Source organism: Blautia sp. AM23-13AC, assembly GCF_003435675.1.
GTDB classification, from domain to species: Bacteria; Bacillota; Clostridia; order Lachnospirales; family Lachnospiraceae; genus Fusicatenibacter; species Fusicatenibacter saccharivorans.
In genome coordinates this window covers 13,359-28,177 of the sequence record NZ_QTUL01000015.1, presented here as the reverse complement: position 1 = coordinate 28,177, position 14,819 = coordinate 13,359, and the positions used below count along the sequence as shown (strand labels likewise).

16 protein-coding genes, 1 tRNA gene and 2 riboswitches are annotated in these 14,819 nt (G+C 50.1%); of the genes, 4 read left to right on the top strand and 13 right to left on the bottom strand.

The genetic code is table 11. The features are described from left to right. Nucleotides 1-30: 30 nt before the first annotated feature. The 11 genes from DW642_RS13650 to DW642_RS13600 all read right to left on the bottom strand — a co-directional run bounded on the left by DW642_RS13650 (nt 31) and on the right by DW642_RS13600 (nt 9,294). Nucleotides 31-381 carry a helix-turn-helix domain-containing protein gene (locus DW642_RS13650; protein WP_055266839.1) on the bottom strand — a complete coding sequence of 117 codons (351 nt, stop codon included), beginning with the start codon at nt 379-381 and terminating at the stop codon, nt 31-33. Further along, nucleotides 378-1,637, bottom strand: coding sequence for an AfsR/SARP family transcriptional regulator (locus DW642_RS13645; RefSeq protein ID WP_055266837.1), 1,260 nt, complete (start codon nt 1,635-1,637; stop codon nt 378-380). Before DW642_RS13645 ends, DW642_RS13650 begins: the two co-directional genes overlap by 4 nt. A gap of 255 nt (nt 1,638-1,892) precedes the next feature. After that, a complete protein-coding gene (locus DW642_RS13640) occupies nt 1,893-2,531 on the bottom strand; it encodes a metal-dependent hydrolase (RefSeq protein ID WP_070103710.1) in 639 nt (212 codons plus the stop codon). 260 nt (nt 2,532-2,791) lie between these two features. Next, the gene (locus tag DW642_RS13635) at nt 2,792-4,408 is read right to left on the bottom strand and encodes an amidohydrolase (protein ID WP_117510527.1); all 1,617 of its coding nucleotides are present in this window, start codon (nt 4,406-4,408) and stop codon (nt 2,792-2,794) included. A gap of 117 nt (nt 4,409-4,525) precedes the next feature. Then, nucleotides 4,526-6,004, bottom strand: coding sequence for an alanine/glycine:cation symporter family protein (locus DW642_RS13630; protein ID WP_117510525.1), 1,479 nt, complete (start codon nt 6,002-6,004; stop codon nt 4,526-4,528). A 185-nt stretch (nt 6,005-6,189) separates the two neighbouring features. Next, a riboswitch (Lysine riboswitch) is annotated at nt 6,190-6,364 on the bottom strand. Nucleotides 6,365-6,468: 104 nt separating this feature from the next. Beyond that, nucleotides 6,469-6,594: a maltose acetyltransferase domain-containing protein gene (locus DW642_RS13625; RefSeq protein WP_117510523.1), complete on the bottom strand. Its 126-nt coding sequence runs from the start codon at nt 6,592-6,594 to the stop codon at nt 6,469-6,471. Nucleotides 6,595-6,637: 43 nt separating this feature from the next. Then, nucleotides 6,638-7,048 carry a peptide deformylase gene (locus tag DW642_RS13620; RefSeq protein WP_022461821.1) on the bottom strand — a complete coding sequence of 137 codons (411 nt, stop codon included), beginning with the start codon at nt 7,046-7,048 and terminating at the stop codon, nt 6,638-6,640. Nucleotides 7,049-7,089: 41 nt separating this feature from the next. After that, nucleotides 7,090-7,506, bottom strand: a complete 417-nt coding sequence (locus DW642_RS16030) for a hypothetical protein (protein WP_173815935.1) — start codon at nt 7,504-7,506, stop codon at nt 7,090-7,092. A 72-nt stretch (nt 7,507-7,578) separates the two neighbouring features. Continuing rightward, complete coding sequence (locus DW642_RS13610) at nt 7,579-8,184, bottom strand: class I SAM-dependent methyltransferase (protein WP_117510521.1); 606 nt, start codon at nt 8,182-8,184, stop codon at nt 7,579-7,581. Further along, nucleotides 8,171-8,728 carry a hypothetical protein gene (locus DW642_RS13605; RefSeq protein ID WP_117510519.1) on the bottom strand — a complete coding sequence of 186 codons (558 nt, stop codon included), beginning with the start codon at nt 8,726-8,728 and terminating at the stop codon, nt 8,171-8,173. The genes DW642_RS13610 and DW642_RS13605 overlap by 14 nt, the downstream gene beginning before the upstream one ends. Further along, nucleotides 8,725-9,294: a GNAT family N-acetyltransferase gene (locus DW642_RS13600; RefSeq protein ID WP_117510517.1), complete on the bottom strand. Its 570-nt coding sequence runs from the start codon at nt 9,292-9,294 to the stop codon at nt 8,725-8,727. Before DW642_RS13600 ends, DW642_RS13605 begins: the two co-directional genes overlap by 4 nt. A 195-nt stretch (nt 9,295-9,489) precedes the next feature. Between DW642_RS13600 and DW642_RS13595 the strand changes: the two genes are divergently transcribed. Together DW642_RS13595 and DW642_RS13590 are read left to right on the top strand one after the other, a co-directional pair. Beyond that, nucleotides 9,490-10,326, top strand: a complete 837-nt coding sequence (locus DW642_RS13595) for an AIM24 family protein (protein WP_117510515.1) — start codon at nt 9,490-9,492, stop codon at nt 10,324-10,326. Between the two features lie 164 nt (nt 10,327-10,490). Further along, a complete protein-coding gene (locus DW642_RS13590) occupies nt 10,491-11,822 on the top strand; it encodes an MATE family efflux transporter (RefSeq protein ID WP_242991195.1) in 1,332 nt (443 codons plus the stop codon). Between the two features lie 300 nt (nt 11,823-12,122). On the opposite strand, the gene DW642_RS13585 is transcribed toward DW642_RS13590, so the two are convergent. Continuing rightward, nucleotides 12,123-13,121 carry a DUF3878 family protein gene (locus DW642_RS13585; RefSeq protein ID WP_117510510.1) on the bottom strand — a complete coding sequence of 333 codons (999 nt, stop codon included), beginning with the start codon at nt 13,119-13,121 and terminating at the stop codon, nt 12,123-12,125. Between the two features lie 174 nt (nt 13,122-13,295). Further along, on the bottom strand, nt 13,296-13,559 hold the full coding sequence (locus DW642_RS13580) for a response regulator (protein WP_242856659.1): 264 nt from the start codon (nt 13,557-13,559) through the stop codon (nt 13,296-13,298). Nucleotides 13,560-13,841: 282 nt separating this feature from the next. Then, nucleotides 13,842-13,917: riboswitch (cyclic di-GMP riboswitch) on the bottom strand. Nucleotides 13,918-14,026: 109 nt separating this feature from the next. On the opposite strand from DW642_RS13580, the gene DW642_RS15900 reads away from it, so the two are divergent. Both DW642_RS15900 and DW642_RS13575 read left to right on the top strand, forming a co-directional pair. Next, nucleotides 14,027-14,170 (top strand): hypothetical protein, encoded by a 144-nt coding sequence (locus DW642_RS15900; protein WP_022461225.1) that lies wholly within the window; start codon nt 14,027-14,029, stop codon nt 14,168-14,170. A gap of 467 nt (nt 14,171-14,637) precedes the next feature. Next, nucleotides 14,638-14,714, top strand: a tRNA-Arg gene (locus DW642_RS13575). Nucleotides 14,715-14,819: the final 105 nt, after the last annotated feature.

The following is a 14,819-nucleotide window of genomic DNA, read 5'->3' as shown; positions in this document are numbered from 1 at the left end:
CTAATTCTCTTGGTTCCTGATAAAGCTCTTTTAGATCACTGAGAACCTGTACTTTTCCTTTGCGGTCTGCGGTGCTCCAGGCTTTTCGTCAGTTCCATGACAGCCTTCATATAGCAGGCATGATCCTCTCTTAACCGGCCATACCTTCCGCAGCGTTCCGCGCAGACGGTACATCATATTTTTCAGTGCTCCGTACGGATTTTCACTCTTCTCATCCGTCCAGAGTGCTTCGGTTAACTGTTCCAGTGTTACGATATGGTTTTTGTTGCAGATCATATAAACCAGCAGCTTTGTGATCATCGGGGAATGAATCGCTTCCTCGTTGAGGCAGCGTGTTTCATCGTACATGCGGAATCTTCCAGGCAGCTGTACGCGAATCATAAAACATCGTCTCCTTCTAAGAACTCAAGCTCTTTTTCGGTCTGAATTGCCGGCAGTGCACTGTATTTCAGATTCTTTGCCCAGCCTTTTTTCTCCTCGGAGAAGCGCTCGCTGATTCTCTTGTAGACGAGTTCGCATCCTCTCTGGCTGCCGCCCTGCAGCAGAATCACATACTGGGACGGGCTGTATTTTGCAAAGAAATCGGAATGACGCAGGCTGCGTTTCATTACCTCAAGCAGCTTTTCGGACATACGGTCAAGGCGCGGACCGCCTTTTGCCGGGTAACCTTTTCCGTCTGTAATGGTGCACAGCATCAGCCACGGCATCTGTCCGTTCAGCTCGGACATACGGTAAACAAGTCGGTAGCAGTCACGGAATCCGGCGAGGGAACAGAAGAATGCTCCGCCCTTTTCTCCCGGGCTCTCCTGAAGATCTGCCTGTACCTCTTCGATCACGCGGTGTCTGCTGCCCATGCGGCTTCCCAGATAGCGGTACTGCTCCACCAGTTTCTCGCTCGGTGTAACGCCAAGCTCTTCAAAGTAATGTTTCGAGGTCTGCTCGTACAGTTTCATGGCCTCTTTGTATCTCTCCAGGCCGATCAGCGCCTGCATCTGGACTGCCTGCCACTCGTCGAACGGATACAGTTCGGAAGCAACAGAAGTCAGTTTCTGCAGCTCATCGAACTCCTCGTTTTTCAGAAGATACTCACTTACTTCTTTCAGTGCATCGGAATATACTTTTTTCAGCTGCGCGCGCTCCGCCTGTACCCACTCTTCCTCGCCGAAATCTGCAAGGAACTCTCCGGTGTACAGCTCCAGTGCTTCGATCATCTGATCCATGCGCGCTTTCTCGTCCGTCTCTTTTCCTGCTTCCAGGATCTTATTTTTGATATCAATCGCATCTACCTCGACCGGCATCGGGCTGGTCCAGTGGTAAACGCCTTTCTGTGTATAAATGTACTCAAACTGCGGAAGTCCTGCCTCGACAAGGCTTCTTTTCAGGCGATGTACGCCGACACGCAGGCTGTTTGCCGCGTCCGCCACATCTTCTCTTCCGTATGTGCTCTCCAACAGTCTTCCTCTGGAAATTCCATTGTCCTTGTTATAGAGGAAAATCTGCAGAAGTCTCATCGATTTTGTTGCCATTGTTTTCCGGAAGGAAATCGGCTGGTCGCCGTACTCCAGGAAAAAACTTCCCATCATGTGTACTTTTAAAAGCGGTAACTGTTCTGTTTGGTTTTTCATTTCTTCGTTCATACTAACTCCTGTATTGCCTGTTGTGCTCTAATCTCTGTTGTCGGTTGCGCTGCGCTCCGCAATCGGCTGCGGTAACGGGCCGGCGGTTCCCTGTTCGTTCATTTCAAAAACAATTACGGACGCCGGATTTCTGTTTTCTATTTTACATCATTTTAATCAAAAATCCTACTATAAAATGTATAAAATATTAACTTTAACACCGAAAAATTCCTGCTTTTTCTTCTTTTGTCTTGTTATCTTTTTGTCAATCCCATCTCATCCGTAAATTGCCCGCATGATTTTAGCCATCAGCCGCCCTGCAGGCGCCGAGAGCACCAGTACTACAGCAAGAGATACCATGCCGCACCCGAGCAGTGCGCGGTTCACAAGTCCCCGTGCTGAGCAGAATCCGAGGCAGAATCCCTTCTTCCAGGGCCAGAACAGCTTTTCCGGTTTCCGGTTGAAAAAATCGAGCACCAGATGGGACAGAAAGCCCACGGCAAAATAAGCGGACGCATCCGGGTAGATGATGTCCACGCACGCCGTCAGCAATGCCAGCGCCGCAAATGAATGCATGAAGGAGCGGTGCGGCTGCTGTTTCCCATAGGCGCAGATCAGCAAAAATGCTGCCGTTCCGGTGAGGAGACGCAGCACGCTGCTGTCGCTTGTGAGGCGGCGGTAAATTCCAAGATTCAGTTTATACTCCGCAAGAATTGTGAGCACCGCAACTGCAACTGTTGCCGTAATAATCTTATCGGCATCGCGGTGCGCCTGTGAAGTGCCGACATCAATGTCACTGATCAAACCGCCGATCGCGGCAGCCCCGGCACCGGCCACAAGCGCGGGAACCGTCTGCGGCTGTAAAACAGCAAGTGCCGCTGCTGTTCCAATAAAAAAATGTGTTCTTCCAAGCATTTGTCTGTTTTTTCCTTTCGTAAAATTTCCTTTATCATAGCACATTCCCGCCCTTTTATGCAACCATTTGTTCGATTCTTTTACGACCGTATGGTCCTATCAGGATCAAAAAAGAACCTCCTGCGACCGTTTATCGCCGCAGGAGGTTCTCCTCTGTTTCTGCCTTTATTCCATACTATTTCCAGGTTATCTTATTTCACGTTTTTCCCTTCATTGTATGAATTTTCATTTGACATTTATCGCTCATTTGAGTTATATCTTTATGCTTCATATACCAGTTCACCAGCAAGATACGTCCGGCACACCGGAATGTCTTTGATCGTGCTCTCATCCACCTCAAACGGATTCTGACCCAGTACGACGAAGTCTGCCATCATGCCTTCTGCGATCTGGCCTTTCACGTTCTCCTCGAAACTTGCCTCGGCACTGCGGATCGTGTAACTGTCGAGTGCTTCCTGTACGGTGAATTTCTGATCCGGCAGGTACGGGCCGACATGGTCGCGCAGCGTTGTTCTTGTGACAGCGCACTGCATGCAGGCGAGGGCATCCGGCAGCTCTACCGGGCAGTCAGTTCCGTTGCTGACGGAGACGCCGTTATTCATCAGCGTCTTCCAGCTGTAGCTTGTGCTCGCAAGCTCTTTGCCGACGCGCTCCTCTACGATATGGTTATCGTAATCGAGGAAGATGCTCTGTGCGTAAACGTGAAGATGCATTTTCGCGATTTTTTCAAGCTGATCGGCTCTTGTGATCTGGCAGTGCACGATGCCGTGGCGGTGATCTTCTCTCGGGTTTTCAGCAAGGGCTTTTTCATAGGCACTTAACACGCGGTCGAGGCACGCATCACCGATCGTGTGAACTGCAGCCTGCATGCCGTGTGCATTGGCGTAGCCGATCATCTCATCCATGGTTTCCTGGGTGAATACCGGGATTCCGCAGGTGGACGGGTCGTCTGCGTATGGGCGACTGAGGAATGCTGTTCTCGCACCGAGTGCGCCGTCGCCGAGCATTTTCAGCGGTCCGATTTTAAAGCGGTCTGTGCCGATGCCGGTCACATTTCCAGCCTCAACGAAACCTTTTAAGGATTCCAGATCGGTAAAGTTGCTCTGCTCGTAAACGCGGACGGTCAGCTCGCCGGAATCCTCGAGTTCTTTGTATGCTTCGTTGACGGTCTGCCACGGAACGGCGCGGTAAACGCAGTAATCATCACTCTGGCTGCTGGTGACGCCGTAGCTGTTCAGGGCTTTGCAGGCGCTGCGGATCATATCTTTGATTTCCTCTTTGCTCGGCACCGGAATGCTGTCGTAAACCGGTTCCATTGCATTGTCGAAGAATCTTCCGTCCGGCTCACCGTTTTCCATACCGATCTCTCCGCCCTCCGGCTGCGGGGTATCTGCGGTGATGCCGAGGAGTTCCAGCGCTTTGCTGTTGACTACGAGGCAGTGGCCGCACGCTCTCGTCGCGCAGATCGGAACTTCGGTTGATACGCGGTCAAGATCGTAGCGGTTCGGCATGCGGTCCACGTCCGTGAAGTAATCCTGATTCCAGCCGCGGCCCATCAGCCATGCGCCGTCTTTTCGCGGATGCTCTTTCTGGAAGGTGTCGAGGCAGGCGAGCATATCTTCCAGGCTTTCGGTATGTGCGGCAAGCTGCGCTTTCAGCAGGGAGCTTCCGTAATTTAAAAGGTGCATATGGCTGTCGTTAAAACCGCTGCAGACGAATTTTCCGCCGAGGTCTACAACTTTGTCGCCGGCTGCTGCAAGGGCATCTGCCTCTGCGCTGCTTCCGGCGAAAACAAATTTGCCGTCTTCTACTGCAAACGCTTCGACAAGCGGCAGTTTTCCAGTGTAGACAGCTCCGTTTTTGTAAATTGTTTTCATATCATTATCCTCCTACTGTCATCTAAATTTGATTCTATTCTTTTCTGCCCATTTGCGCAATATACAAATTCAGACACGCCATTCTCATGCGTGTCTGGATTCGCTTTTGAATATTTTTTATTTCGTTTTCTCTTCGTAGAACAGGCAGGCGTTCTTGTCTACCGTGCCCTGGCCGAAGTTTCTTGCTTTGTAGTCTTTCAGCAGTTTGAAATACTGGTTCGAGAGAATCAGGATCACTGCTACGTTGACGAAGGTCGGGATCGCAGATGTGATATCAACGACAGTCCAGATAAAGCCCTGGTTGTTGGTCTTTACCAGATAGATCGTCCACAGTACGCCCGGCAGAGCGCGGACTGCGTAGAAGATTTTCATGACGATATCTTTCATCTTGCCTTCTTTTTTATACAGATGCTCCAGAATTGCCAGATAGTAGGTGAACCATCCGCCGGAAGTCGTTACAGTGAAAATGACCATGATGACTGCCAGAAGGATGCTTCCAAATTTGCCGAATCCGCTTGCAAATGCACTTAAAGCAAGTGTTCCGCCGTTCGTTCCGTCGGTCCAGTTTCCGCTTAAGATAACGGAAAGTGCGGTGATCGTACAGATAACCATGGTATCAAAGAATACCTCGAAAGATCCCCACAGACCCTGCTCTACCGGATGCGGTGTTTTTGCGGAAGCATGGATCATTGGAGAAGTACCCCATCCAGCCTCATTGGAGTATACGGAACGCGCCATACCCACACGGATAATCTCGCTGACTGCGCAGCCGGCAAAACCGCCGATCGCTGCTGTTCCGGTAAATGCGTTTGTTACGATGGCTGCAAATACGCCAGGAACGCGGTTGATGTTGATGATGATCATGCCAATTCCCATCAAGATATAAAGAACGCTCATAAATGGAACGAGCTTGCTGAACAGACTTGCGATTTTCTTCGTACCGCCGCTTGTAACGACATAGGTCAGAATGCAGAGCAGAACGCCCATCACGATAACGCCTTCTACTTTGAAGCTTCCAAGATTGATATTCTCAATACCGAACGCACCGGCTACGACCTGAGATGCGGTCAGGTTGGAAGAGGTTACGAAGAAGGTGGAGAAAATACCGATGCCGAAGATGAGCGCCGGGATCAGCCACAGCTTGCCCCAGTGGCGCTCCTCGCCAAGTCCGCACTCCATGTAGTAAGTCGGACCGCCGTAGTACTCACCTTTTTCGTTGGTGTGACGGTAGTAGCAGCCGAGGGTAACCTCAACCTGTTTTAATATCATACCAAGCAGAGACGAAAGCCACATCCACATAATGGCTCCCGGGCCGCCTGCTGCAACTGCAGTTGCAACACCGGCGATATTACCGAATCCTACGGTACCGCCGATAGCGGTCGAAATCGCCTCAAACGAGGAAAGCATACCCTTTCCTTCACTTGCTTTGTCTTCTTTCTGGAACAGTTTTCCGCCGGTTCTCTTCATAATCCAGCCAAAGTGACGGAACTGGAAAAATCCAGAACGAACGGTAAAGTACAGACCGGTCAGAATCATCAGCGCGATCAGCGGCACGCCCCAAAGGACACCGTCCAGCCAGTTAAGAAATGCTATCATGTCAAAATCCTCCCTTTTTTCTTTTCCGGCAACAGTTTTCTTCAGACGTATCCTGTAACACCCGTTTCGTCTTTCGTTCTCCAACCAAACAGATTTCCACCCCTGGAACCTTTTGTCACGGTTCCAACTGCAGTACAATAAAAAGAGCAGCGGTCTTCACCACTGCTCCATTAAATCTACGTTCATGAAGCAATAGCTCCTCCACCAGTACGGTGAGAGTGCACAGCCTGTTCGACTGTACCCCAACACAGACAGTTTTTCGGGAACTGCCCCGTTTCGGCGAATGCTCCTTTCCCTGCCCGTCCCAGACCCCGTTGTCTCAGGACAGCTACTCTTAGCCTTCGCGCCTCTATTGCCGAATATGTATATTGACAGGTATTATCATATGTTTCTTTTCGCCACTTGTCAATCGTTTTTTCGACATTATTTTACAAAAATTTTATATTTTCGAAATTTGTCCTGATTTATTTGACTTTCTTGTCTCCCTCTGACGGCTTCAGCTGGTTGAACTTCCACAGACGCTCCATATAGCCGGACTGCTCTTTGGCCAGCTCTTCCACATTCGGGTTGTAAATGATTCCTTTTACCATTCATTCTCTGTCTGTCATACTGTCCTCCTGTCTGCTGTAGGATCTAAATAAGTATCCCTTCCAGATGATCCATCTCATGCTGGCAGATCTGGGCTGGCCAGCCGGTGAATTTCTGGCGTTGTTTTTTCCAGTTCCAGTCGTAGTATTCGATTTCGATGTTCTGGTACCGCTTTGTTTTCCGCACGCCTGGCAGGGAGAGGCAACCTTCTTCTGTTTCGTAGGGGCCGCTTTTGCGGACTATCACCGGGTTGAACATGATGATGTCGCGGAATCCGGCGTTTACGATGATGATGCGTTTTTTCACGCCGATCATATTTGCCGCCATGCCGACGCATGCCTCGCGGTTTGCTGCCAGTGTGTCCTGCAGATCTCTTCCCACCTGCAGATCTTCCTCTGTCGCCGGGATGGATTTCTGTCCGAGGAAGAGAACGTCTCTCATAATTGGTTTTACCATTTGTGTTTCCTTTCTCTTTCGGCCTTAAAGGCCGAAATCGTTTAATTTTCTATTTGAATCCGCATATCGCACGATGTGCATCCGATCACGGTTTTTCCGCCTTCCTGCTCCAGTCGTTCTACTTTTCCGCCGCAGAACGGGCAGATCCAGTCGATCTGTTTTCCGGCTTTGACAACCTGCATCATGTTGACGAATTTTGTCGTATCTACATTTTTCGAATTGCAATTCTGCGTCCAATCACCGGAGAGTACTTTTCGCAATTCGCCGTTTTCATTCAGAATAACGGTGTCGCCCTCCTCGATGTTCCAATCATACAGCATCTGATCCTCCTGGCGGATGCGCGATTCTGTTCCGTTTTCATCTTTCAAAACAACAACTGCCATGACAGGCTCGTCGGCACCGCGCTCCTCACAGCCGAAATCAAGGTCTTCCTCAATTCGCATTACCTGATATTTCATAAAAACGCCCTTTCGTCAAATATAATTCATGCTTTTTTGTATTCCACACGGTTTTTGCTGTTACAAAACTTTTTATTCCTGAATCGTAAAAATCACAACCCGCTCCCGGCTGTCCCCGCCCGGAAACAGATCCATACAGTCGATCTCATCGAGAAATTCCAGTTCCGGCACCGTCATCAGATACGAGATATAAGCATCCGACGGGTAATAGAAAAACAGCTGGATCTCCCGCGGATTTTCGTAGTACGATTCCAGCAGTCTTGCCATCGCTTTTCTTAAGATTTCAAGCGAAAACGGGTTAAAAAAATACACCCGGTCCACTTCCACAGGAACGGGAAAATTTTCGGCGCTCTCCAGCACAAACTCCGTCCGCGCACCAGAGGCCGCCGCCTTTTTGTTTTCCATTGCCTTCGCATAAATCCGGTCATCATACTCCACACCGATGGACCGGCACCGGGTCTGCGCCGATAAGAAGAAATCCACGCGGCCCTTTCCGCATCCGTAATCGAGCAGCGTATTTCCCTTTCGGATCATCCCTGTGTTTGCCATCCGCTCCAGCGCGCAGTATGGGGTCGGCTCATACGGATACCGGTACAGATCCGACCGGCTGTCGTCCCGCCCCATTGTGTGGATCTGAAGCAATCTGTCCCAGCGGTTCTCGTTTTTATCTTCTCTCATCGCCCGTCTCCCGATACTGATACTGTTCAAATAATTCCAGATATTCTTTCTCCACTGCAGCAAACGGCCGCACCGTGTAGTCCAGCGTGATGTGAAGTTTCGGCGCATCCCCCGCCTGCGGTTCCTCCAGCAGATTTGTCAGATCGTACCACAGCAGATCATTGTCGATCTGTTTCATCATCCGCTGCTCCTCCGCCGTCAGATCACTGCCAAGATATTTCTCATAAATCACCGAAAGCAGATGGTCCTCGATCTCGCGGTACCGCGGCATTTCCTGTTTTAATGGCCGCGGCACGTCCGACATGTAACACTCGCTCGCGTCATGCAGAAGGCACGCCAGCACCAGCCGCCGGGAATAGCCGCGCGCGGCCGCCTCTTTCGCACAGCAGATGCAGTGCTCTCCCACTGACCAGAACGTCGTCACATGGCCGTTTCCGCGGCAGATCATCGGCAGCGCATGCGCAAAATCCTCCACACAGAGCAGTTCCGGAGCGGGATGCACAGGGTCAAAATGTTTTCTTGTATACGTTGTTATTGTGCTCATTCTTTTATCTCACTATATGATTTTACTGCCGGCTGTCCCGCGTGCGGCTCGCCGATGATTTTTTCCATCCAGACCATATCGTACCAGCGGTCGAATTTGTAGCCGCAGTTGTGGAAGGTTCCCACGAGTTCGAATCCGAGATGCGCATGGAACTCGGCGCTGTTTTTCGTCAGATATTCATCCTCGACCTGCGGATAGCCGATGCAGGCGTAGAGGTTCAGAATGCCCATTTTTTTCAGGCGGTCCGCCAGCTCTTCATACAGTCTCCGGCCAAGGCCTCCTTTTCTTGCATTGTGATCGAGATAAATGGTCAGCTCGCTCGACCAGTCGTATGCGGCGCGGCCGACAAAGGCATGTGCGTATGCATAACCTTCGATTTTTCCATCCTGCTCGATGACGAGGTATGGATATTTTTTCATGATATCACGCATGCGGTTCTCAAATTCTTCCAGAGACGGCACGTCCCACTCGAAAGAAATGACGGTGTATTCTACATAATAAGCATAAATCTCCAGAATGCGTGCGGCATCCTCTATTTTTGCATCTCTGACAGTAATTGTACTCATAATAAATTCCTCCTCTGACCGTACTGCTTGCGTTTTCTGAACTTTATCTTATCACTCCGCTGAAAAATGGACAACATGATTTCCAGATTTCCTTTTTTTCTAAATTTTTCTGTGCTCTTTGCTTTCTTTCCTGTATAATAAAAGAAACAAGACGGATCACTATTTTTCTTCTTAATGAAAGAAAGGAACGTGCCTATGAAAATTTTAAATCTCGAAAACGAAAACCGGAAATTCACCAAGTCCATCGAAAATTTCCACGTCATGGAATATCTCCAGGATTCCAGCGTCTCGCCGATGACTGCCATGGAGGAGTATTACATGAGCAAAATGAATGTGCGCCGCCGCCAGGTTGTCATTGAACTGGACAAGGAGCACTCCGCGATTATCCAGTCCGGTGCGATGCAGTGGATGGGCGGCCATGTACAGGCGACCGCCGGAATCAAAGGGATCGGCGACCTGTTCGGAAAGGCCATCAAAGGCGCCATGACAAAGGAATCTGCCGTAAAACCGGAGTACGTCGGCGACGGATATCTCGTGCTGGAACCGACCTACAAATACATCATTCTTGTGGATGTCGAGAAATGGGGCTCCTCCGGAATGACGATTGAGGACGGCATGTTCCTCGCCTGCGACGGCAGAGTCAAAACCAAACTGACCGCCCGCAAGAGCATTTCCTCCGCTGTCCTCGGCGGCGAAGGCTTCTTCAATCTGAGCCTCGTCGGCAGAGGCGCCGTTGCCCTCGAAAGCAACGTACCTGAGGACGAGCTGATCGAAGTCGAACTCGAAAACGACGAACTGAAAATCGATGGAAACCTCGCCGTCTGCTGGTCCTCCAACCTTGATTTCACCGTAGAGCGCTCCACCAAAACCCTCGTCGGCTCCGCCGTCAGCGGTGAAGGCCTCGTCAACGTCTACCGCGGAACCGGCCGCGTCCTCATGAGCCCGGTCGCCCCGACAGATTCCCTGCCGACTGCAACCAACACGACCCAGGCGAACCCCGCTGTGAAGAACAACCTTCCGCCGGAAAATTAAATTCGAATCCTCTCCGCCCCTATGCCTAATACGCATAGAAAAAAGTCAAATTAAACCTCGTTTTTGATTGACACTTTCTTCAAAACATGTTAGCGTAAAATACGCATTTATCTTTACATTCTTAAGAAAAACCATACGATAAAATACATGTTCTGGAGAAAATGATGAATAGAATAAACTGGACTGAACTGAAACCGCAGATTCAGCAGGTCGGGCGATTAAGTCTGCCTGCGATTCTTACACAGATTACTACGATTGCGATGCAATACATTGATTCCGCGATGGTCGGCGCGCTTGGGGCGAATGCTTCGGCGGCGATCGGACTGGTTTCGTCGACGACGTGGCTCCTCAGCGGTACGATTTATGCGGTTTCAGCCGGTTTTTCTGTTCAGGTAGCGCATCAGATCGGGGGAAATCATGACAAGAAGGCAAGGGATGTTGTGCGGCATGGCATCGCGTCCGCGCTTGTTGTGTCGGCTGTTTTGTGCCTGATCGGGCTTCTGATCAGTCATCCGCTGCCGGGGTGGCTCGGCGGTGCGCAGGAGATCCGGCGGAATGCCACGCTCTATTTTATGATGTTTGCCATCATGCTTCCGTTTTCCCAGCTCAACTCGCTGATGTCGTCCTTCCTGCAGTGCAGCGGTGATATGGTGACGCCCAGTATTTTAAATGCCGTCATGTGCGTGCTCGATATCATTTTCAATGCTCTTTTGATTCCGGTTTTCGGTGTCATGGGTGCCGGTATGGGAACGATGCTGGCCTGCGCCGTCATCAGCCTCACGGGTGCCTGGTTCTGTTGTGTCCGCAATCCGCGGCTGCGTCTCCGCCGGAAGGAAAAAACGGTTTTTGATACGAAAATTCTGAAAACTGCATTCAAAATTGGTGTGCCGGTTGCCGTACAGGAAATCGCGATGAACAGCGCCATGGTTGCTGCCACCATGCTGATTGCCCCGCTCGGCTCCATTGCGATTGCGGCCAATTCGTTCGCCGTCACCGCCGAAGGCCTCTGCTACATGCCAGGCTACGGCATCGGTTCCGCCGCGACAACGCTCGTCGGCAGAAGCTACGGCGCCGGAAATTACAAGCTGGCGAAACGCTACGGAAATATCTGCATTGCCATGGGCGCAGTCCTGATGGCCATCACTGGAGGTCTGATGATGATCTTCTGTCCGTTCGTCTTTAGCATTCTGACTCCTGACCCGCAGGTGCGCTCGTTTGCCGCCGAGGTACTCCGCATCGAACTGCTCGCCGAGCCGTTTTTCGGCGCTTCCATCGTTGCCGCCGGAGCCCTCCGCGGAACAGGCGATACGTTTGTGCCAAGCCTTCTGAACCTTGGCAGCATCTGGGTCATCCGCCTCGGTCTCGCGGTGCTTCTCATCACCCCGCTCGGCCTGCGCGGCATGTGGATCGCCATGGCTATCGAGCTCTGCATCCGCGGATTGCTGCTGCTCTACCGCCAGCATACATCGAAATATTATAAACTGCCCGCAGCCTGACTTGGCGGCAGCGTATAGAAAAAGCGCTTATTTGAGATTTCATTCCCGCCTCAAATAAGCGCTTTCTATTTTACCTTATCCCTTGTTTCAATTCACAGTCGGTATTTTCACGGAGTCTGACATGTCGAAAATAGTTCGACTGTGACTTACCTCATGTCAGTGGAGGATACCGATTTCTCTCCGCCCGCCACTGCCGTTATGTTTCTTTTAACAATTCATCCCACCACTTTAGAAGCGGGGGACTTCTTGTCTACTGGCATTAAAACTGAATCACTTCCGGCTCGTCCGTAAAGGAGCTGATCATTGCCGTTGCGTTCTGGAAATTTTAAACGTCTCAACCTCCACAACCCGCTCTTTCCCTCTCGTTCCCCAGATCATCAGATGGACCTTATATTCCACCGAATCCCGTGCATAAAAGAATGGCTCCTCGCGCAGCAATGATGCGCGTTTTCCTTCGGCTTCCAGTATCTTTTTCCGTTTCATTGCCTGCTCCTGGATTTTTCGGATCTGGGTTCCTTCTTCGCCGGTGAAGCGTCGTTTCGGATAATTCTGTGCTTCGCGGGCCAGTTTTTTTTCCAGTAAATCCACGACTTTCGCGTGGCGGCTCGTATGCAGCAGTTTTGCGATCTGTTTTGCGAGGAGTTTTCCCTGCCATTTTTCATAAAGTGCAAGATACCACAGCAGCACTTTATCGCCTGCCTCCGATGCCAGTTTTTTCATCTCCGTAATTGCCTCTTCCGTCGCTTCCCACCACGGGCATGACGGTACGAGATACTGATCCGGCACGGCCGGGTAGCAGCAGAAATTGAGCGGCGGGAAATTGGCCAGCGATGCCAGACGCATTTCTTCCTCGGTGCAGAACGCCTCGCCGAGGTATTCCAGCTTGTCCCGCAGGATCGCAATACGGAACTCAATCTGCCGCAGATACTCGTATCCGTCCACCCAGAAATGACCCGTTTTTCCGTAATCAAACAGATGCACTTCCAGTGAAAGGCGGCTGAAAAACAGCGTGCACACCGTCTCTTTCTGCCGCACGATCAGAACGTACTGCTCCCCGTCTTTTTCCAGTGCGGCATCTATTTCTCCCTCGTATTCCTTCTGATACGTTCCCGTCAGCTCCGCGTCATGAAAAACGAGAAAGCTCTCTGCCGCATCGTTCATCAGATAGACAAGCCAGATCTCCTTTTCTCCTCCCCCGTACCGCTCACCCGGAAGCAGCAGCTCGAACTGCCCCTGCGAAAGAAGCACATCCAGCCTTTCCAGTTCCTCGGTCCATGTGATATTTTCTGCAATTTCCATTCCGTGATTCTCCCCTGTTTTCTTTTACTTCCTATGATACACCATAAAAAGGCTCCACTGCAATCCAAAGCAGTAGAGCCCCTTCTCCAAATTTTTCTGTTATTAATCCGTCCCGTTATCCGGCACATGCCGTCCGCACTTTCTCGTCCAGCGTCGTCTGAATCTCTTTTAAATTCACCGGTTTCGGAATATGCCCGCGTCCGCGCACCGCTTGCGGTCCGTTGCAAAAGTATTTGCTGTCATCGCAAAAATCGGAACATCATTGTCCTCACGCACACTGTTTCGAATTTTTTTCGTCGCCTCGATGCCATCCATCACCGGCATCTGCATATCCATGAAGATCGCAAAATAGCTTCCCGGATCCGACGCTTCAAACTGATCCACGGCCTTGGAACCATTCTCCGCCCAGTCCACGACAAGGCCGAGGCTTCCGAGCAGCTCCGTCGCAACCTCTGCATTCAGTGCATTATCCTCCGCAAGCAGAACAGCAGCACACCTGCAATCAGTGCCACCAGATACAGCGGGTGGTCAAACAGATACGCCACGATGGTCGGTGTCTCCACGTTCATGCTCGTAAATGCGGTGATCGCCGGATGGCGGGAAAATGCAAACTCCTCCTCTCGTATTTTCTTTTCGCAGGCAATAAAAAAGCACCATAGATTCTCCTACCGTGCATTTCAGTCATTTCTCCCTATTTATTTTATAAGAAATGTTCCATATTTACGCAGCTGGCTGCCATTTTACAGGCCTTGTAGCTTTGCGTCACAGCCTTTCGACTGCTTTGCCGAGATTCTTTTTTTATTTTAATTCATTGCTGTAAGACTCTCTTCTCCTTTCCCATCGGAATATGATATAATGACCTCTGGATTTTGGCAGATTACTGTTTTTAACATTGGAGGTGTACGATGAAATACAGACTCATGACAGAAAACGATTTAGAATATGTTGTCGAAAAAAATAATGAATACTACAACAATGTCGAAGGCTGCTGGACCTATGAAAAAGCCTATAAGAGAATTTATCAGGTACTCACAATGGAAAATTCCTGAAGTAAACTGCAGAATCGCAAGTATGTGTTTCGTCTTGAAAAAGCAGCAAAAATATAGTATAATATTTTTGTTGCTGACCTGGCTGAAACATTTATAATTTTTGTTTCTGTAGCTCAGTAGGATAGAGTGTCCGCCTCCTAAGAGAAAGCCGAGGCATTCCCCAAAGGGAAAAAATGAAAAACAACTTTCAGTTCGAATCTATTCTGAAAAATGCCAAAGGTGACAACAAAGCATTCCCCAAATTGGGGAGCATTCTAATGTTACCAAATCGAAAAAATCTGTAGATTGACAACTCGAAATAGAGTTGATAATCTTATATATGGCCGAAGGGAAAAATCCCAGAAACCCAGTAAAATCAAGGGTTTGCGGCATGTGTCGTCATAGCTCAGCTGGATAGAGCACTCGCCTCCTAAGCGGCAGATTGTTCGATTCCTTCGAGCAGTGAAAATTGAATAAAACCAATAAATGTCTCAGTAGCTCAGTTGGATAGAGCACACGCCTCCTAAGCGTGGGGTCGGAGGTTCAAATCCTCTCTGGGACGCCAGAAAGCACCGCTGCAAGCCTTTTTTCAGGGTTTGCAGCGTTTTTTTGTTTCTCCTTCTCCCGGTAATTTCACTTCCGTTACCGAGAGATTTTTATACGCCGCATG